The 19,332-nt window shown below is 36.8% G+C and carries 14 protein-coding genes and 1 riboswitch; of the genes, 9 read left to right on the plus strand and 5 right to left on the minus strand.

Features of this window, described 5'->3' with window-relative positions; all coding sequences use genetic code 11:
- Positions 1-1,090: 1,090 nt before the first annotated feature.
- The 3 genes from PB01_RS02565 to PB01_RS02575 are packed head-to-tail and all read left to right on the plus strand — an operon-like array spanning position 1,091 to position 4,578.
- Positions 1,091-2,164, plus strand: coding sequence for a hypothetical protein (locus PB01_RS02565; protein WP_225986144.1), 1,074 nt, complete (start codon positions 1,091-1,093; stop codon positions 2,162-2,164).
- Between the two features lie 28 nt (positions 2,165-2,192).
- Positions 2,193-3,962: a hypothetical protein gene (locus PB01_RS02570; RefSeq protein ID WP_151698732.1), complete on the plus strand. Its 1,770-nt coding sequence runs from the start codon at positions 2,193-2,195 to the stop codon at positions 3,960-3,962.
- 16 nt (positions 3,963-3,978) lie between these two features.
- Positions 3,979-4,578, plus strand: coding sequence for a class D sortase (locus PB01_RS02575; protein WP_151698733.1), 600 nt, complete (start codon positions 3,979-3,981; stop codon positions 4,576-4,578).
- Between the two features lie 201 nt (positions 4,579-4,779).
- Here PB01_RS02575 and PB01_RS02580 read toward each other — a convergent pair whose 3' ends face one another.
- Positions 4,780-5,886, minus strand: coding sequence for a 5-methyltetrahydropteroyltriglutamate--homocysteine S-methyltransferase (locus PB01_RS02580; protein ID WP_151698734.1), 1,107 nt, complete (start codon positions 5,884-5,886; stop codon positions 4,780-4,782).
- A 146-nt stretch (positions 5,887-6,032) separates the two neighbouring features.
- Positions 6,033-6,139: riboswitch (SAM riboswitch) on the minus strand.
- Between the two features lie 137 nt (positions 6,140-6,276).
- On the minus strand, positions 6,277-7,461 hold the full coding sequence (locus PB01_RS02585) for a YhgE/Pip domain-containing protein (protein ID WP_151701936.1): 1,185 nt from the start codon (positions 7,459-7,461) through the stop codon (positions 6,277-6,279).
- Positions 7,462-7,632: 171 nt separating this feature from the next.
- Between PB01_RS02585 and PB01_RS02590 the strand changes: the two genes are divergently transcribed.
- Positions 7,633-8,262, plus strand: a complete 630-nt coding sequence (locus PB01_RS02590) for a TetR/AcrR family transcriptional regulator (protein ID WP_151698735.1) — start codon at positions 7,633-7,635, stop codon at positions 8,260-8,262.
- 66 nt (positions 8,263-8,328) lie between these two features.
- On the opposite strand, the gene PB01_RS02595 is transcribed toward PB01_RS02590, so the two are convergent.
- Complete coding sequence (locus PB01_RS02595; RefSeq protein ID WP_151698736.1) at positions 8,329-8,526, minus strand: C4-dicarboxylate ABC transporter; 198 nt, start codon at positions 8,524-8,526, stop codon at positions 8,329-8,331.
- 496 nt (positions 8,527-9,022) lie between these two features.
- Entirely contained in the window at positions 9,023-9,820 is a 798-nt protein-coding gene (locus PB01_RS02600) for a TIGR00266 family protein (protein ID WP_151698737.1), read from the minus strand.
- 322 nt (positions 9,821-10,142) lie between these two features.
- On the opposite strand from PB01_RS02600, the gene PB01_RS02605 reads away from it, so the two are divergent.
- The 4 genes from PB01_RS02605 (at position 10,143) to PB01_RS02620 (ending at position 16,318) form a co-directional block, all read left to right on the plus strand.
- Positions 10,143-11,621: an aldehyde dehydrogenase family protein gene (locus PB01_RS02605; protein ID WP_151698738.1), complete on the plus strand. Its 1,479-nt coding sequence runs from the start codon at positions 10,143-10,145 to the stop codon at positions 11,619-11,621.
- 15 nt (positions 11,622-11,636) lie between these two features.
- On the plus strand, positions 11,637-12,800 hold the full coding sequence (locus PB01_RS02610) for a saccharopine dehydrogenase family protein (protein ID WP_151698739.1): 1,164 nt from the start codon (positions 11,637-11,639) through the stop codon (positions 12,798-12,800).
- Positions 12,797-13,990 (plus strand): acyl-CoA dehydrogenase family protein, encoded by a 1,194-nt coding sequence (locus PB01_RS02615; protein WP_151698740.1) that lies wholly within the window; start codon positions 12,797-12,799, stop codon positions 13,988-13,990. The genes PB01_RS02610 and PB01_RS02615 overlap by 4 nt, the downstream gene beginning before the upstream one ends.
- Positions 13,991-14,212: 222 nt before the next feature.
- Complete coding sequence (locus tag PB01_RS02620) at positions 14,213-16,318, plus strand: beta-propeller domain-containing protein (RefSeq protein WP_151698741.1); 2,106 nt, start codon at positions 14,213-14,215, stop codon at positions 16,316-16,318.
- Positions 16,319-16,982: 664 nt separating this feature from the next.
- Here PB01_RS02620 and PB01_RS02625 read toward each other — a convergent pair.
- On the minus strand, positions 16,983-18,452 hold the full coding sequence (locus PB01_RS02625; RefSeq protein ID WP_151698742.1) for a polysaccharide deacetylase family protein: 1,470 nt from the start codon (positions 18,450-18,452) through the stop codon (positions 16,983-16,985).
- Between the two features lie 127 nt (positions 18,453-18,579).
- Here PB01_RS02625 and PB01_RS02630 point away from each other — a divergent pair, with 127 nt between their 5' ends.
- Positions 18,580-19,332: a threonine/serine exporter family protein gene (locus PB01_RS02630; RefSeq protein ID WP_225986145.1), complete on the plus strand. Its 753-nt coding sequence runs from the start codon at positions 18,580-18,582 to the stop codon at positions 19,330-19,332.

Below are 19,332 nucleotides of genomic sequence, written 5' to 3' on the forward strand. Positions count from 1 at the left end.
AAATTTCTCATAATAAAGTTTTAACATGGCGTGAGATGCACTGATTAATTGCACGCACTCTTAACAACGTGTACTAACAAAAAAACCTCTATTCTTGTGGCACTTTTTAATATTTAGTTGGAAAAAAGGGAAGTTTAGTTGAAAAAGAAATTATTCTTCTCCTTTTTATACACAATTACCCAACTCAGAATAACTAGTAAGCTCTAGTGGATTGTAGTGAAAGGGCGGCGACTCCTGCCGGATGAGTGAGCCAGATGAGCCATCACAAACGGCGCGCATGCGACTGTGATGGCTGATCGCTCACCCGGCGGAAAGCCTGGCGATAACTAAGACGCGTTTAATAAACAATACGTTCTTTGCCCACATTAATAAGGGTGTTGCTAGTTTATATAGATGCTGCATAGATAAAGTTAAGTGGTAATTCACTGGCACTTTTTGGCTGATCAATAGACCTATCCTTCTTATCACATGTGTTAATTAATCAAAAATATCCATTAAATTACCAGTTGATTTGTTGATAAAACAATAGGCACTCTGTATATGCCCAATTTTTGATTGCTTTGGACTGAACGATCACTACATCATTAACGATTTTTCTGGATGCGGAGGGATGCGATAAAGTCGCATCCCTCCGCATTATTGATTTTAAAGCAAGTGTCACTTTCTAACACAGCATCTCCATACGACTAAGTATTTCTTTGCGAAAATAAGCAAGGAATGCAAGGTGAAAAAGTGTAGAGTTTCCGAAATTGTATCTTCGGGACCTTGCAACCTAAATAGAACGGCAGCTCTTCTCTCATTTTCCAAAACAGCATTTTCTCTTGAACATTGTAAGGTAGCGACAGACAAATATCCACCTACGCTTAATCAACGGTTATAAGGTGGTGATTATTTAGTGCAAAGTGAACCGAAAATGTACAAGTGCAAAAGGAGAATTTTACGCTTTTCTTACATGTATATTATGTGAGAAATTGTTTAATCGACAGAGATGCTTTTTTATATGATAAAAAAACAGTTTAACATTCAGTTAATTAGGAAATAGAATTAATAATTAGAATTATCTGTTTTTAACAGGCGGGAGGTGGCAAAAGTGAAAAAAGTTTTTATTACATTGGTAATAAGTTTTGTAATACTTATTATCTTTCCTTTTCCAGTACATGGAGAAGAAGTGGATGAACAAAAGAAGGGAGTGCTAAGTGGAACAATAGATCAACTAGTTAGTATGACAGAAAAATTTGTAGATTCAGTTAAGGAGAATGTAAGTAAAACTGCTCCATCGAAAGAAGCCGAAGAAATTCCTCCTATTTTAAAACCTATTACGGATGTTGTGCACGATGTTGAAGAGAATACTTCTCCCGCTATTGAGCAGGTTATAACAGATGTAACGGAAATTACTAAATCCACTGTTCCAAAATTAGTAAACGTAGTCGATGAGACCATAGATATTCTTCCCGAAGTGCCTATTGTAACCCCTGTTCTAACAAAAGTTTCTAAAAGCACAAAAAAAGTAACGATAGGGATACAAAAGACAGTGAAAACAGGAGACGAAACGGTAAAACAAGTCATTGAATTCGCAGGAAGTGTAGTCGAATCAAAATCGGAAAATATACTTTCTGAAGAAACTTCTACAACAGATTCTTCTATAGCTCCAAAATTAGCAGAGCAAATAATAAATTTCACTCCTCCTGTTCCCGTGAGTAAAGAGGAGATTTCCATTTCTGAAATAGAAAAAACTGCAGAAATCCCAATTGACCAGCCTGTGCTAAAAACTAATTCTGAGGCAGAGGAGGGGAATGCAGGACAGGAAGCAGACAAATTCCAAATTGAAGAAGAGTATGATTTTGCGGTTATAGAAACTAATAGAAATATGAAAAATAAGAAGCATGTTCATATTCCTGTGTTACCTATAAATCCAATGGAACAAAATCAAAAGATAGTAATTTCGAACACCCCCATGATTACCAACAATACTAATGTAACATCATCGAGTGTGTCGTTGATTATAGGGGGAGATATTCACATGGGGTACTTACCTTCTTATGTGCTGCTAAAAGAGTTGGGACGTAAGAAATGGTATCACAAAAATAGCTATGCAATTATACAGTGGCTTCATACACCTTTAAGGAAACCGCCAGAAAAAACTCCTTTTTTATACGTGATATAAATCATAATAAAAAAGGAGAGAAATAATAATGAGAACGATTATCTTGAAGTTGACTTGCACTATTTTTGCCATTTTGACGTTGGTATTACTAGCGCCATCTTTTGCGGGAGCTGAGGAGAACGATACCTATTTGCCTTTAAATGTGGAAGTAAATGTGTTGGATAATAATTCTGAGAAGGCTGAAATTTTGGATGTAAACGTGAATAATTTGCTTGGAATTGACAGCATAAATGTAGAGATTCCTAATGAAAAGAACAAGCAAAATAGTAATGGCAATAACGAAGAAGCAATTGCAGATGTCTCTGTTAATGATAAGGGAATTGGTGACATTAAAGCGAGAGTATTATCACGAAAAGAAACAGCCTTATTGAACGAGGAAGCAGTGGTAGATATCGCTGCCTCAGATTTGCTTACAGTGGATGAAATGGATTTGGCGGTATTAAGGCAAGAAGTAACTTCGGAAGAAAATGCATTTTCCAGAGAAGAAGCAGTGGTAGATATTGCAATCCAAGGCATGACGGTGGTGGATGAAGTAGATGTTGGAGTTCTAAAACAAGAACAGGCTTCAACAGAAAGTGCAACTTCAAGTGAGAAGGCGGTAGCAGATATCAGAGTTGACGATTTGATTATTGCGGATCAAGCGGAGTTGGATGTGCTTTCAGAAAGTAATTTAACAATAAAAGATGAAATCCATCAAGGTACATTGGAAGTACAACAAGGTGTTCACTTGAAGACTTCAGATTTACCTATTCTCGAAAATTTGCATGTAGGTGTCCTTGAAAATCAGTATGTAGAAACAACGAATGGCTATTATGAAAATTCGAAGATTCTTACTGTAAGTCTAGGGGACGACGGTTCTCCTACTTTAAAGAATATCACTTTAGGTGACTTGGAACTAAATGTTTTAGAGTTTAAAAATATGAAAAATGACTCTTCTGAATTGGAAAGTTCATCTTTAGTTGGGATTGAGTTAGTAGACAGTTTCCTAGGTGATTTATCGACATTTGTTTTATTATCGGAATCAGCGAAGGATGAAGAATTTCAGGCAACTAATAGTGGTGTTGTTAAATTAGTAGGTAATGAATTGCCAGTTTTAGATGGTATTCATCTAAGTGTGTTAGACCAACATCAAAAGTTAAATGGAGAAAGTAAAACCTTTTCAGAAGGTGTTGTGCAATTAGACATATTATCTGATGTACTAGATGAACTTAGTGTAGATGTGTTGACCACTGAAGGCTACACTAACAGTGAAGGTACTTCTCAGATAGACCATCTGATTACTATAGGATTAACGAATGATGTAATAGGGAACACAGTAATTGATATTTTACCTAGAGAAAATTACGTAGCTGGTCAAACCGTTATTAAACCAACAAATCCTAGCGAAGAATCGGAAGATAACTACGATGAAAATATAGGAGGAAGTATTGGTGGTACAACAGATACAGATGGTGACAGAGAAGAAGTAAACGGAGATGGAAGTCCTGGGAAGACTACTGACACAAGTGAAGACGCAGATGAAGTGAACAATGATACTGCAAATGAAACAACCGATGGAAGTCTAAAAGGACACAATACGGTAGGAAATGAAAATACGGATAGGGAAGAAAATGAAACTAGTATAGTCGGCTTTAGTTCCAATTCAAATGGTGTAAAGGGAAATAGTTCAAGTAGCAATAGTGAATTTTATGTAGGTTCTTCCTTACCTAAGACAGGTGGACTTTTTACTAGTGTGATGCTGATAATAATGGCGATATGTTTAGTTGGGAGTGGAGTGACTATACGTAAATTTGCGTAAAGGGGGCCTACTGAAGATGAAAAAATACGTAGGCAATTCGCTCATTGGGATAGGGCTACTCATTCTCTTTATCGTAAGTTATGGAGTTATGGAAAATCAGCAACATCAAAAAGAATTAATTGAGTCCTTTACATCCATTAAAACAGAAGCAGCTACTGAAAAAGCAATTGTTGGAGTAAAAGCAACTGATGCTCAACAACTTAAAGAGTTAAAACAGGAAGTCGTTGGCATTTTAAAGATTCCCTCTATTCACTTAAAATCACCAGTTCTGGAAGGAGCAACTCCTGAAAATTTAAATCGAGCATTAGGCATGATTGCTGGTCTTGACGATCCAGAGGAATTAAATGGAAGCTCAGCGATTGCAGGTCATCAAGCACATGTCTTTGGGCAATTTTTTAATCGGTTGAATGAGCTACAAGTGGGTGATCGTTTTGAATTGGAAACAAGAACTGATACTTTACAATTTGAAGTATTTAATATTCAAATTGTAAAACCAGAAAATGTAGATATTTTAGAAAGACAAAAGGGAATTTCTTTGCTCTCTTTAGTCACATGCTATCCAGAAAGGTCCAATATGTTTCGTCTCGTTGTACAAGCGAAGAAGGTAGAAAACTGACAAAGAATATGAAAAAGTGTGCGATCTTGTAGAGATGCGCACACTTTTTTCATGGTAAGATATTGTTCAAATTATATATTCTCTATTGGTAAGAGGTATCTATCATGAAGATAGTTCTTTACTATGAGAAATGGTTGCTCCTAATTAAATTTGGGCTCTCATATCCATTTTTTGAATTAATTCATCACTATAGTAGTAGGCTTACATCCAAATATCACCAGCAATTTGTACTACATGGCGAATTTTACCCCATTGCTCTTCTTCGGTTAACAAATTTCCTTCCTCCGTAGATGAAAATCCACATTGTGGACTTAAGCAAAGTTGCTCTATTGGTACGTATTTTGTACCTTCTTCGATTCGTGCTTTCACTTGATCAATATCTTCTAAAGCACCATGTTTGGAGGTGATTAAACCTAAAACAATATACAAATCTGTGCGATTAATATGGCGGAGTGGTTCAAAGCCACCAGAACGATCATCATCAAACTCTAAGAAAAGACCATCCACATTTAAGCCGCCAAAAATCGTTTCCGATACTAATTCGTAGCTTCCGCTTGTAATGTAAGTAGATCGGAAATTCCCTCGACATATATGCATTGTTACAAGCATATCCTTGGGTCTTTTTGAGATTACTTCATTGATTGCCCGAGCCGACAGTTTTAGAGCTTGCTCCAAATTGAGTCCTTTTTCTTTTAAAGATGCGATACCTTCTTCAGAAAAAGTCGTAGCCCATGAAGTGTCATCAATTTGAAGATAACGGCAACCTTCCTCGTACAATGCTTGAATAACCCCTTGATAAGCAACGATTAAATCATCGAATAATTCTTCATCACTGTTATATACACCTTCTTCAATTGTAGCTCTATAGTAGAGCATATTAGGGCTAGGGATGGTAAATTTTGCAACTGCATCTCCGGCAACACTTTTGAGAAACTTAAAGTGCTCAATCATATAATGCGTACTGAATCCAATTTTTTCAGTTACTTTAATACCCTGCGCTCTTGTTTGCACTCCCTTAAATGACAGGCCTTTGTCAGTTTCATAAAACTCAACTCCATCAAAACCACTAAGAAAGTCAAAATGCCACCATTTACGGCGGTATTCGCCGTCAGTTACAGATTGAAGTCCGGATTCAATTTGTTTTTCTACAAGTCTTGTGATTTCTTCATTTTCGATTTGTGTTAATTGTTCTGAAGTAATTTCTTCATTTTCATACTGTAACCGTGCTTTCTTTAAACGTTCTGGTCGTAAAAAACTACCAACGTGATCTGCTTTGAATGGCGCTTTTAGAACTAATTGATTTGTCATATTAAATCACTACTTTCTCTTTTTTACTCCTATTGTCTGGGCTTGATGTCTGGACGGTTAATAAGTAGAAAAGTTATACTTTCTGTCCAAATAAAAAGAGGATTCTCTAATAAGAAGAGAATCCTCAAAAAATATTGAAGTTAGTCTTCTTATCTTCAAGACGTTAACCGTCTATTGGAATTAGCACCACACCACGATTTGGCTGGTTGCTGAGACATCTTTGGGCCAATCCCTCCGTCTCTCTTGATAAGAAATGAAAATATTTAATTTTCTAAATGTTTGATTTTAATTAGTTTATCATGGTGAAAATAATAATACAAGGGACTTTATTGTAAAAAGAATCGTCTCATTTAAATAAAGCGAACCATATCTACCATACTTCAATCTGGACTATGCTTCGTTTTGGGTTTCCGTCGATTCGTCCGTTCGTCCTCTTTTGAAGGAAGAACTGACTAATACAATAAGACTTCCAAGCCCTAACCAAGTTAACATTTGAACGGAATGACTCCAGCCGAACCCTTTGCCGAAGAAGAAAAGCTCACGAAGTCCTTCAATCATTTGACGCATTGGCAGCCAAGGATAGATCCAATTACGATGGAATGAAGGCAAGAACTCCGGTGGCATAGCCAAAAGTGGTGCCCCGAAGAAGAGCATTAGGACAAAGATTGGTAAGCCTTTAATTCCTAACCACATAAGGACTGCCGAAACCATTAGATAGAACGCAAAATAAGTTAGTGACAAGAATAAACCAGTATCAGCAAACTTCGGAATGCTCAATCCTAACATGGAATCGGCAAGCCAAGTTAAACCGAATCCTGCAAGAAGTGCGAGTATAGCACCAACTAACACTTGCATAAAAATTCCTAACAATTTTTGTTTTCGATTTCTAAATTGGATCTTGCTTAGTACAACAAATATTACTGCCCCTCCGACAATGCTTCCCATCCATAGTGGCTGGAACATGGAAACAGGTGAGTTTCCATTTGCACTTTTTGTACCAATTTCATTGACATTAACGATTTTTTTCGAAATAGGAGATACAAGAAGGGAAGCTTGCTCCGTTGAAATTGTATTCCCGTTCATTTTAAAACCTTCCAATATCTGCGTTCGGACGTTCCCATTTATCCCATCTACTATTCCACTCAACATTTGGTTTGCAATATTGGCAGCAGTAGGATTCATCCCTTGATTCACTAAAATTTGAATTTCAGGAGAAATCGGATTTGGTGATTGAAGTGAAACCTGATTTTTACTAAAATCTTTTGGGATTACTAATGCAGCATAGTATTTCTTGTTATTTAATCCTTTTTGCACTTCGGTCAGGCTATCGACACTGATCCATTTGATTGGAGAATCTTGACCAGGAATAGCTTGCGTACGAATGTTTTCGGAAATTGTCTTACCCATATTCATTTCTGTATTGTTTGGAAGAACTGCGCCCTGATCTTCGTTAACTATTGCTATAGGCATATTTTTAGGAGCTGGGCTAATAGACGGAAAAAGCGTCAGCGAAAAAATAAAGATGATGGCAACTACGATAATAGGCGAAATAATTGTTAATTTGTTTTTTAAAATACTCATGAAAAGACCCCTTTTTTATAATGAACACCGTGTTGATTAATGCTCTCAGTGTATATTACAATGAAGATAATGAAATATCAATAATCAATTGATTTGATTTCGTCCTTTACTTAACAAAACGAACGACATTGTTCATTAACATAAAAAAAAGAGGGAGAAAAACTTATGACAACAAAAAAAATAGATCGTCGTATTGCACGAACAAGACAAATGATTCGGGATGCATTTACGCAATTAATAGAGGAAAAGGGATTTGAAGCAATAACAATAAGTGACTTAACAGAAAAAGCTGATATCAATAGAGGAACATTTTATCTGCACTACAAAGATAAATATGATTTGTTTGAACAAAGTAAAGAAGTGTTTTTTAGCGAATTAGAAAGAATTGTTGGAGATGCATGGGATATCGTAAACGAAGAATATCAAAAAAATATGCAAGTAGAGTTACCTTTTTCTTTTATAATAAAACTATTTGAATTCCTTAAAGAGAACTTTGTTTTTATGAGTGTTATTTTGGGATCAAACGGAGATCCATCTATTCAATCCGGATTAAAAGAAATAATAGAAAAGAAAATGTATCAAAACTTTTTTCAATATGTAATCGAAGAAAATAGGATGGTACCTCTAGACTATTTATTCGCATATGTGAGTTCTGCACATTTAGGAGTTATTCAATACTGGTTAAAAAGTGGGATGGAGAAGACGCCACAAGAAATGGCACAGATTTTGTCACAAATAACATTTTGGGGGCCAGTTAAAGCGGGAGGATTATCTTTTAGTAAATCAGAAACATGAAGCATAAAAAAAGGCATGTGCCGCAAATGACCCGGACATGCCGCAGATTCATTATTCACCAACTAGCTATTGGAGCATCGGTAAGAAGAATGCAATTGCTCCAAGAACAATGGAAATCCATGCTAGGAATTTTTGTGGGGAAGTTAGACCGATTAATCCTAAGACTACCGCTCCTCCACCCAAGAACATAGGATAATAAAAGAATCCTACAACTGCTAATATAATTCCAATCCAGCCAATCCACATACCTAAAGAAGCTTTCATTATTAACACCTCCTTTCTTACATTAAAGAACAATAATTTCATAGAAAAATGTTCTTCCATCTAGTATATGAAGAGGAGGTCCAATCTTTATAAACAATTTAGGGAAAAAAGTAGAATAAAAGAGAATTTTTAATACCCGCTACCCTGTGTAAGCCACAATTGAGTCTGACACAAGGTAGCGGGTAAAAATGGTCTCTTTCGGATGAATTGATCTGGGGTTCATCACAATTGGTCTATAAGTGCCATAAAGTGTAAATAAATGCACCTGGTTAAGCAACTCTTTCATTCTAAAAAGTGTTTTGCAGTTAGTCATTGAACTGAAAAGCGTAATTCTAAAAAATTTGCTAATAAAAGATTCGCTCTTGCGTAAGCTCGAAAGGCTTGTGAAGTGACGCAGTCACTTCACGAGCCAAATTCCTCAATGTTTCGTCCAAAGCATTCGGGAATTGGTGAAGATTAAATACACTTAGAGGGTACTCACGCTTTTATTACCTATTTATTTTCCGCCTAAAAGGTCAAATATTCCACCGGCTATACTTCCTTCATCTTTTGAGCCTCTACTGAGGGTTTGAGGAGCGGCCGCAAATACACGGCTTGCTAAACGGCTAAATGGTAACGATTGAATCCATACAATACCCGGTCCGCGAAGAGTTGCGAAAAATAGGCCTTCACCGCCAAATAGAGCTGTTTTCACTCCTTTTACCATTTCGATATTATAATTCACGTCAGATGTCATCGCGACTAAACAACCAGTGTCTACCCTTAAAACCTCGCCAGGCTGTAGTTCTTTTCTGTGAATCGTTCCACCCGCATGAATAAAAGCAAGGCCATCTCCTTCAAGCTTTTGCATGATAAATCCTTCTCCACCAAAAAAGCCAGTTCCTAACTTGCGTTGAAATTCGATTCCTACAGAAACACCCTTCGCTGCAGCTAAAAATGCTTCTTTTTGGCAAATAATTTTACCGCTATGTTCACTTAAGTCTATAGGAATTATTTTTCCAGGATAAGGAGAGGCAAAATAAACATGTTTTTTTCCGTTACCAGCATTCGTAAACATAGTCATGAATAAGCTTTCACCTGTTAACATACGCTTACCTGCACCCATTATTTTACCCATTATTCCACTATCAAATGAACTGGAGCCGTCACCAAAAATGGTTTCCATGGTAATATCATCTTCCATCATCATTAAGCTACCTGCTTCAGCAACTACAGTTTCTCTGGGGTCTAATTCAATCTCTACAAATTGCATGTCATCTCCATGTAATTTGTAGTCAATTTCATGATTATTCATGTATATTTTCCTCCTCAATTAATAATTATTAATTAATACGAACATCCTACCAAAAAGTTTCAATCGTAAAATTCTTATTTTTCTAATTTTTTAAAGGGATTCCTAAAGTAATAGAGAATATATTATCTATGGAAACGTTTTCAATTACTTTGGCAGAGGAATCTACCTACTACACGAAAAGCACGCCGCAGAAAATATGCTTGGTAACGTGAAAGCCTTTGAAGGATAGAGCAGATCCTGTTAAAGGATTTGTCGAACTTGTTCGTACAAGATCTGTCTTTGACAAGCCAAACGATTTTGAAAAAGAAAAGAGGTAAGTTAAATGAAGTTAACTAATTTTATCGATGGAAATTGGCAAGAAGTAGGGGAAGTAGAGTACACAGCTGTCTTGAACCCTGCTAATGGCGAGCATTTGGCGGAAGTTCGAATGTCCACGAAAGAAGACGTTAGTCTAGCGGTTGCTGCTGCAGTAAATGCCCAAAAGAAATGGGCGTTAGTACCGGCACCAAAACGGGCGGATTACTTATATGAAATTGGTAGACTAATGAAAGAAAAGAAGGAACATTTAGCACAAGTGTTAACTAAAGAAATGGGTAAAGTCATTGAGGAAGGTCGCGGAGAAGTACAAGAAGGAATAGATATGGCATATTACATGGCAGGGGAAGGACGTCGTTTGTTCGGAGAAACTACCCCTTCTGAACTTGCGGATAAATTTGCAATGAGCGTTCGTGCACCCATTGGAGTAGTAGGTCTAATCACTCCTTGGAATTTTCCTGTTGCGATTGCTACTTGGAAGTCATTCCCGGCTATAGTTGCAGGTAATACTTTCATTTGGAAACCCGCAACAGAAACACCAATGATGGCATATGAAATGGCAAAAATATTTGACGAAGCAGGATTACCAGCTGGCGTTGCGAATATTGTATTTGGCTCTGGTTCGGAAGTTGGAACGGCACTAATTGAGCACCAAGACGTAAAAGTTATTTCATTCACAGGGTCGACGGAAACAGGTAGAAAAGTAGCCGAACTTGGTGGCAGACATCTAAAGAAAGTGTCACTCGAAATGGGTGGGAAAAATGCAGTCATTGTAATGGAAGATGCAGATTTGTCCCTTGCTGTGGAAGGGATTTTATGGAGTGCATTTGGAACAGCTGGTCAACGTTGTACTGCATGTAGTCGGGTGATTGTGCATAAAGATGTAAAGAAAGAGTTAGAAAAGATGCTCCTTGAGCAAATGGAAAGTTTAACAATTGGAGACGGTCTAGATGAGTCAGTCAAAATCGGTCCAGTTATTAATAAACAAGCATTAGAAAAAATTCATTCTTACACTAAAATTGGACAAGAAGAAGGAGCAAACCTTTTAGTTGGAGGAAATATTTTAAATGAAGGAGATTTGGAAAAAGGGTTTTATTATGCTCCAACTCTATTTACAAATGTAACGCCAACAATGCGTATTGCACAAGAAGAGATCTTTGGACCTGTTGTTTCACTTATAGAGGTAAGTTCACTAGAGGAAGCGATTGAGGTTAATAACGGTGTGAAATTCGGTCTTTCAAGTTCCATTTTTTCTAAAGACGTAAATAAAATCTTCCGAGCTCAGCGCGATTTGGACACAGGAATTGTTTATGTCAATGCAGGAACTACAGGAGCTGAAATTCATTTGCCATTTGGCGGAACTAAAGGAACAGGAAATGGACACCGTGATTCGGGAGTAGCAGCACTAGATGTTTATACAGAATGGAAAAGCATTTATGTAGACTTCAGTGGGAAATTGCAACGTGCACAAATAGACACAGAATAATAGGAGGATGACAACATGAAGGTAGCTGTATTAGGAGCAGGATTAATGGGGAAAGAAGCAGCTCGTGATTTAGTATTGAGCCCAAATGTCGAAAAAGTTTTATTATGTGATTTAGATGTGGGGCAAGCTAATATGTTTAAAGAGAGACTACAAAATTCCAAGATTGAAGTTTTAAGGTTAGATGCTAATGATGATGAAAACATTCTGCAGATAATGCGAAAAGTGGATGTTGTGATTAATGCTTTATTTTATTCGTTTAATGAAAAGGTTGCAAGGCTTGCAGTGGAGGCTGGCGTACATTCAATCGATTTAGGTGGACATATTGGCGGAGCAACGGATGCAGTACTATCCCTTGATAAAAAAGCGAAGGAAAAAGGTGTGACACTTATTCCAGATTTAGGTGTGGCACCGGGTATGATTAATATTCTTGCTGGCTACGGAGCCAGTAAATTGGATGAAGTATCGGGTATGCATTTATATGTTGGTGGAATTCCCTTAGAGCCAGAGGGGATTTTTGGATATAATATCGTCTTCTCATTAGAAGGTGTTTTTGATCATTATACAGATCCTTCCCATGTTATTCGTGATGGCAAACTACAAGAAGTGGCATCACTAACGGAGGTAGAGTCACTGTTCTTTGACGGGTATGGTGAATTGGAAGCATTCCATACTGCAGGTGGAACATCGACATTGACTAAATCCTTTCCGAATATTGATACATTAGAGTATAAAACCATCCGATATAAAGGGCATGCAGAAAAGTTTAAATTACTAGTGGATTTAGGATTAACGAATAAAAAAACGATCGTAAATGTAAATGGGAATATGGTGAAAGCACGCGATGTATTAAAAGAAGTATTAACACCTAAATTATTACTTGGAGACAAGGATGATGTTGTTTTATTGCGTGTAATCGTAACGGGCTTAAAAGATGGTGAAAACACTACGTTCAATTATGAGTTAGCAACGAAAAAAGACAAGCTTTCAGGAACAACTGCAATGGCAAGGGCAACAGCTAACACCGTTTCGATTGTTGCGCAAATGATTGGAAATAGTGTCATTTCGAAACGAGGTGTATATCCTCCAGAGTTAATCGTTCCTGGAGAATTATATATAAAAGAAATGGGCGCACGTGGGGTAAATATTGTGGAGACTGTTTTAAGAGGTGTTAGTGTATGAATTTTGAATTTAATGAGGAACAAAAACTGCTTCGTAAAACAGTTCGACAGTTTGTAGATAATGAGATTATTCCTTATATCGCTAAATGGGAAGAACAAGGGGCATTTGATAAAGGAGTATGGACAAAGCTAGCCAATTTAGGTTTGATGGGCGTTTGCATACCTGAAAAGTATGGCGGAAGTGGCATGGATTATAATGCGCTCGCTATTGTATGTGAGGAGCTTGAAAGAGGAGACACTGCATTCCGTACAGCTGTTTCTGTCCATACAGGTTTAAACTCAATGACACTTATGCAATGGGGAACGGAAGAGCAGAAGGAAAAGTATTTAGTTTCCCAAGCAAAAGGGATGAAAATAGGAGCTTTTGGATTAACAGAGCCAGGAGCAGGATCCGACGTGGCGGCTATGTCGACAGTCGCCGAACTTGATGGAGAAGAATATGTGCTCAACGGGCAAAAAACGTGGATTTCTTTATGTGATACTGCTGATCATTTCATCGTGTTTGCTTATACTGACAAGTCGAAAAAACATCATGGAATCAGTGCATTCATTGTAGAACGTACGATGGAGGGCTTCTCTTCAAAAGCAATAAAAGGGAAGTATGGTATTAAATCAGGAAATACGGGTGAAATATTTTTTGAAAATATGCGGGTACCTAAGGAAAACCTTTTAGGAAAAGAAGGAGAAGGTTTTAAAATTGCTATGGCTGCACTTGATAATGGTCGTTTCACTGTAGCGGCAGGGGCTGTTGGTTTATCATTAGCTTGTTTAGAAGCAAGTGTGAAGTATTGTCATGAACGAGAAACATTTGGGAAAGAAATCGGCAAACACCAACTTGTGCAACAAATGATTGCGAAAATGGAAGCTGGCCTTCAAATGAGTCGATTACTCGTATACCGAGTAGGAGAATTGAAAAATCAAGGAGTTCGCAATACGCGAGAAACATCCCTTGCTAAATGGCAAGCATGCGATTTTGCAAATAAAGCTGCAGATGATGCAGTACAAATACACGGGGCGTATGGCTATTCAGATGAATATCCGGTGGCAAGATATTTGCGTAACTCCAAAGCACCGGTTATTTATGAAGGAACAAGAGAAATCCATACGATTATGCAAGCAGAATATGTGCTTGGTTATCGGGAAGATAAAACACTCTCTCACATGCTACCTAAATGGCCATTTGATGAATAAGAAAAAGGTTTTCCTAGAGTATGAACTCAGGAAAACCTTTTTTTATAGAGATATACAATTTAGTGAGTAAATCCAGTTTAGAAATTAAGCGTAATGGAAACAACCTCTTTTTGAATATAAATATATTCGTAAGAAACGTATTAATTAATTTTTCAGTAAGTGAAACCAATTGGATAAATTTGAGTCTAATGGATTAACAAAGTAATGGAGAGGAAGATCGTAATGAAAAAGAGGGGTATCCTGATAATTATCCTAGTGTTGTTTGTCGGATTTGTAAGTGTGTTTTTATCTACAAGAACGATAGTGAGTGCACAAGAAGTCATAATGTCAAATCAGCTTTTGGTAGTGACGTTATCTTCTCCAGTAAGTAAAGATGCATGGAATAAAGGAAATATGTATGTAACAGATAAACAGGGAAAAAAAGTAAATGTAAAGCCTAGTATTTCTGAAAATGGAAAATCCGTTGTGGTATCAGGCCTTGATGAAGGAACTTACACTTTACATGTAAATAGTCAATTAGTGAAAAAAAAGTTTCCTTTTAAAGTATTGAATGAGATTAAATCGATCAAATCGAAGGAAGAGTTAAAAGCTTATTTTAAATTAGTACAAAAAGTGCAAGGGGATACAGTTACAGAAGCTCTAGAAGATACAATGTCTATGAGTTCAAAAGAAGCTTCCAGCACTAATAGAGGAGACTACTCTACTACAAACAACCAAGTAGAGGGTGTAGATGAAGCGGACCTGGTCAAAACAAATGGTTCGTATTTGTTTGCGATTAATGAAAACAATGTAGCAATAATAAATGTTGAAGATCCAGCTAATATGAAAGAAGAAACTAAAATCAGATTAGCAGCTGATTTTTATCCTTCTCAACTTTTATTATCCGACCAAACATTGATTATTATGGGGCAAAAAAACATATATCGTCCGTTATACCAGGAAAGTACACAAGACATGGATAGAATAGCGCTACCCATGAATCCAATGACGACTGTTTACTTTTATGATATTTCCAATACAAAATCACCAAAACTATCTAGAGAGATTGCAACGGAAGGTTATATGAACGGTGCACGGCTAACCGATCATACCCTTTACTATGTAACTTCCGTTTATCCAAGGAATTGGATGATGGAAGAAAAGGGTGATATGGAGCTACGTCCATTTATCTATGATTCTAATATGGATAAAGAACCAAAGCCTATGGACTACGACAGTATCTCTATTCTTCCAAATACTTTAGAAGCAAATTACAGTATTATTTCAGCCATTGATGTAGCAAATCTAAAGGGAAATAAAGTAACTACAAAAGGTTATCTTGGTGGAAGTGAACAACTATACATGTCTAAAGATAATTTATATTTAACCTCTACTTTGTATGAAACACCTAATTCCACGACCCCAAAAATGATTTGGAACCCTGGTAAAATGGACACGAAAGTATTCAAATTTGCATTCAACAAAACATCTGTTCAATTTGTTGCTTCAAGTCGACTAACAGGGACAATACTAAATCAGTTTTCAATGGATGAAGATAATGGTTATTTCCGTGCAGTAACAACAAAAGGGAGTAGTTGGGGTGATGATGAACCTTCCGAAAATAACCTTTTCATATTAGATGAAGGAATGAAAATAGTAGGTTCTTTAACGGGACTTGCGAAAAAAGAAAGAATTTATTCTGCAAGGTTTATGGGTGATAAAGCATATATGGTGACATTTAAGCAAACAGACCCGCTTTTTGTCATCGATATAGCAACTCCAACAGCACCAAAAGTATTAGGTGAATTAAAAATTCCAGGCTTTAGCAACTATTTGCATCCATTAGATGAAAATCATTTAATCGGATTCGGTTATGAAACAAAATCTATCCCACAAGAAGGTAGCGATGAACCACGGATTCTAACAGAAGGTATGAAAATTTCGTTGTTTGATGTAAGCGATCTCGCAAATCCAAAAGAAATGGATACGGAAGTGATTGGTGGACGAGGAACATACTCACCAATTCAGTATGACCACCATGCATTATTCCAACATTTTGAAAAAAATCTCTATGGTTTCCCGATTTCGATTTATGAAGAAGGTACTGGGGAAGAATATTCTCAATTCAAACAAGATGGTGCTTTAGTGTATCAAATCACTCCTGAAAAAGGAATTGTATTAAAAGGGAATTTATTAAAACACGAAAACCCTGCCCAACTTTATGAAGACTGGGAAAATAGCATTCAACGTTTACTGTATGTGGGGAATTCTCTCTACACCATATCCATGAAAGAAATAACGAGTTACAACTTACGTAACTTTGAAAAAACAGGGAAATTAGAGTTTTAAAATATAGTGTAAAAGGATGTGGTCAACTTTTAAGTTGACCACATCCTTTTCTTGAAGAAAGTATATGAATTTTCAAGCCAGAAACAGGTTGATTTCCGCTGCAGGAGGACACTTTCCTAGGGCAAGCATCAAGCAGCTCCCTGTGCTCCTGCGCAAGCTCGTCGCAGAAAGGATTTTGCTTCTGCGCAAGCTCGTCGTAAAAATTAACTTCACTATGCTCCGTCCAGGATCTTGGTTTACTTGCTTATCACTAGGAGCAGCGGACTTTCGCTCCAATCAACCGTACAATTAAGAAAGAAAATATGCTCCGTAGAAATAATGAACTAGTACTTTCCATTGTTTATGAATCGGGCAAGTGGAACCTAAAAAATAGATAGCATCTATAGATAAAGAAGTGCTGAGCGGACGAAATTGCATCTTCGTCCGCTTTTAAAAGAATAGGATAGATCTAATCTCTCATTAACCAAACCAAATGCACCATGTCTATATATATTTCAATAGGGCGACGGACAAACATCCTCCCTAACACTCTTCTTTAATAGTGTAGCAAACGTTTAGTACAAAGCACTCGGGATTTAGAGCACTTAAAAGTTGCTTACGTTTTTTTGGATTGAAAAAAATGGCTCAATGAAATGAAGCAGTCACTACATGAGCCACAAAAAGTTCAACTCTTACTTTTTAATTCAGAAACAGTCACAAATGTATAACCCTCACCTTGTAGATAGGCAAGCACTGCATCTAGCCCGTCTGCAGTAGATGAATGAATATCATGCATTAATACGATGGACCCATCTTTAACATGTGTTTTGATATGCTCCAGTAAGTGTTTTGAATCCTTGTATTTCCAATCAAGTGTGTCTACGTCCCAAAGGATGACTGGAAGGGAAGTCTGACTGCGAACTGTTTTATTTACTGCTCCATAAGGAGGACGAAATACAGTGGGTTTGCTGCCAGTTGCTTTTTCAATTTCATTACTTGTATTATTAATCTCTGATGCTATTTTTTCTACGCTAGCTTTTGTTAAATCAGAGTGGGTCCATGTATGATTTCCCAATTCATGACCTGCTTCTTTTATTTCTTTAACCACGTCGGGATAGAAAGAGACTCGGCTACCAAGCATAAAAAATGTAGCTTTTGCATTATACTTTTTGAGGGTATCTAAAATTTTTCTAGTGGTTTCTGGGTTAGGCCCATCATCAAATGTTAAGGCCACTACTTTACCAGTTGCTGGTACTTTTGTTGCTTCATCTTTTGAATTTTCTGAAATAGCATGCTCTTCTTTTTTAGGTACATTACCAGTAGGCTTTGTATCAACTGTGATGGCGGGAAGTTTATATTCATCTGCTAAAATATCGTTTAGATCAGAAAGTGGAATGGAAATTATTGGTTCACCAGCAGCGCCTGATGCAATTTCATAAGTACTATAATAAAAATCAATTGAATTTGTGTTCAATACAAAATTAGTAAAGTTACCCCATTTTGGCGTTGTTTTAACCTCGAATTGATTTAGTAGTAAATAGGTACTTAATTGTTTATTAGATGTAATTGCATTTCTCACTCTAGTTGATAGTATCTCCAGTGATTTCTCGTTTTTTGCAAGTAGATCCTCGATCGTTAGCATATGATCTGATTGGTTATGTAAATGAAAGATCTTTGTTTCAGATATTCCGTTTGCTCCACCCATATACATTCTCGAATGGATGACAAATGAGTAATCACCAGTAGTATTTTGGAAAACTTCAAATGATATATTTAACTCACCTTTAGTATGCTTTTTTGTTTCGCCCATGTACTTTGTTTCATCTAAGTAAAGTGTTTTAAATTTTTGGGTATATTCCCTCACTATTTTGTTGAAACTTGGAACATCACTTTGGGGATACTGAATTGCAAAAGGTGTAAATACATCGTTGGATGTTTCGGTAATTATACGGATTCCTGGATAAACGGATGCCTCTTCATTCACTTCTTCCTCAGCTCTTATAGGTTGGTTCGCAGTAATATTGTTTTCTTTATTTTTGGAAGAATTAGGAATCAAAAGAAGAAAAGCAATTAAACTACTTAATGAGAGGATAGCAACAATAAACATAATATCGATCCAGCGACTTCTTTTACTGGATCTTGGATTTAAAGACATGGTAATTCTCCTTTTCTAATACATATATATTATATTAGATTAGACGGATGAATGGGTGATAAAGTTTTAGAATATCTTGTTTTTATTTACACAGTTCGATAAGATTATCGTAAATGGGGGAAAGAAGGTGTTCCAACTGACGCCAAACTATGAATTAGCAGTAGAATGCTGCCTACTCGCGGGTCGATTAATGATGGAAAGTGGAGCTGAAACATACCGTGCAGAAGATACGATGGATCGTATGGCTCAATCGCAGAAATTGACGGAATCACAAAGCTTTGTAACTCCTACTGGGATAATTTTTAGTGGAAATAAAGCACTTCCTACTAGATTAGCAAGGATTAATAATAGAACAACAGATTTAGGGAAAATTGCACTTGTAAATGGAGTTTCTAGAAAGTTGGCCAACGCAGAAATTTCATTGGAGGATGCGTATATAGAGTTGAAAAAAATTGATGAAGAGCATAAAATGTATCCTTTCTGGATTCAAATTATTGCTGCTTCAATTGCTTCAGGAGCATTTCTTATATTGTTTGGTGCTAAGCTTGTAGATATTCCGACTGCTATGGTTGCCGGGGGAATTGGCTACGCTATCGCTGATAAGTTAGAGTTAAGAACAAAAGTAAAGTTTTTTGCGGAATTTTTTGCTGCTTTAGTTATTAGTATGATCGCGACCTTTTCGGTAGCGTATGGCTTTGGAAATGAAGTTGATAAAATTATTATTGGATCAGTCATGCCACTTGTGCCAGGACTTCTTATAACGAATGCCGTTCGAGACTTAATGGCTGGACATTTTGTGTCAGGGTTATCCAAAGGAGCAGAAGCATTTCTTACGGCATCCGCAATAGGTGCAGGGGTTGCTATTATATTATCATTATAA

It is taken from the genome of Psychrobacillus glaciei (genome assembly GCF_008973485.1).
GTDB lineage: Bacteria > Bacillota > Bacilli > Bacillales_A > Planococcaceae > Psychrobacillus > Psychrobacillus glaciei.

Bases quoted from the DNA above. Each gene is read 5' to 3' on its own strand.
- PB01_RS02570 (WP_151698732.1), top strand. From the start codon at position 2,193: ATGAGAACGATTATCTTGAAGTTGACTTGCACTATTTTTGCCATTTTG.
- PB01_RS02575 (WP_151698733.1), top strand. From the start codon at position 3,979: ATGAAAAAATACGTAGGCAATTCGCTCATTGGGATAGGGCTACTCATT.
- PB01_RS02580 (WP_151698734.1), bottom strand. From the start codon at position 5,886: ATGACAAATCAATTAGTTCTAAAAGCGCCATTCAAAGCAGATCACGTT.
- PB01_RS02590 (WP_151698735.1), top strand. From the start codon at position 7,633: ATGACAACAAAAAAAATAGATCGTCGTATTGCACGAACAAGACAAATG.
- PB01_RS02595 (WP_151698736.1), bottom strand. From the start codon at position 8,526: ATGAAAGCTTCTTTAGGTATGTGGATTGGCTGGATTGGAATTATATTA.
- PB01_RS02600 (WP_151698737.1), bottom strand. From the start codon at position 9,820: ATGAATAATCATGAAATTGACTACAAATTACATGGAGATGACATGCAA.
- PB01_RS02605 (WP_151698738.1), top strand. From the start codon at position 10,143: ATGAAGTTAACTAATTTTATCGATGGAAATTGGCAAGAAGTAGGGGAA.
- PB01_RS02610 (WP_151698739.1), top strand. From the start codon at position 11,637: ATGAAGGTAGCTGTATTAGGAGCAGGATTAATGGGGAAAGAAGCAGCT.
- PB01_RS02615 (WP_151698740.1), top strand. From the start codon at position 12,797: ATGAATTTTGAATTTAATGAGGAACAAAAACTGCTTCGTAAAACAGTT.
- PB01_RS02620 (WP_151698741.1), top strand. From the start codon at position 14,213: ATGAAAAAGAGGGGTATCCTGATAATTATCCTAGTGTTGTTTGTCGGA.
- PB01_RS02625 (WP_151698742.1), bottom strand. From the start codon at position 18,452: ATGTCTTTAAATCCAAGATCCAGTAAAAGAAGTCGCTGGATCGATATT.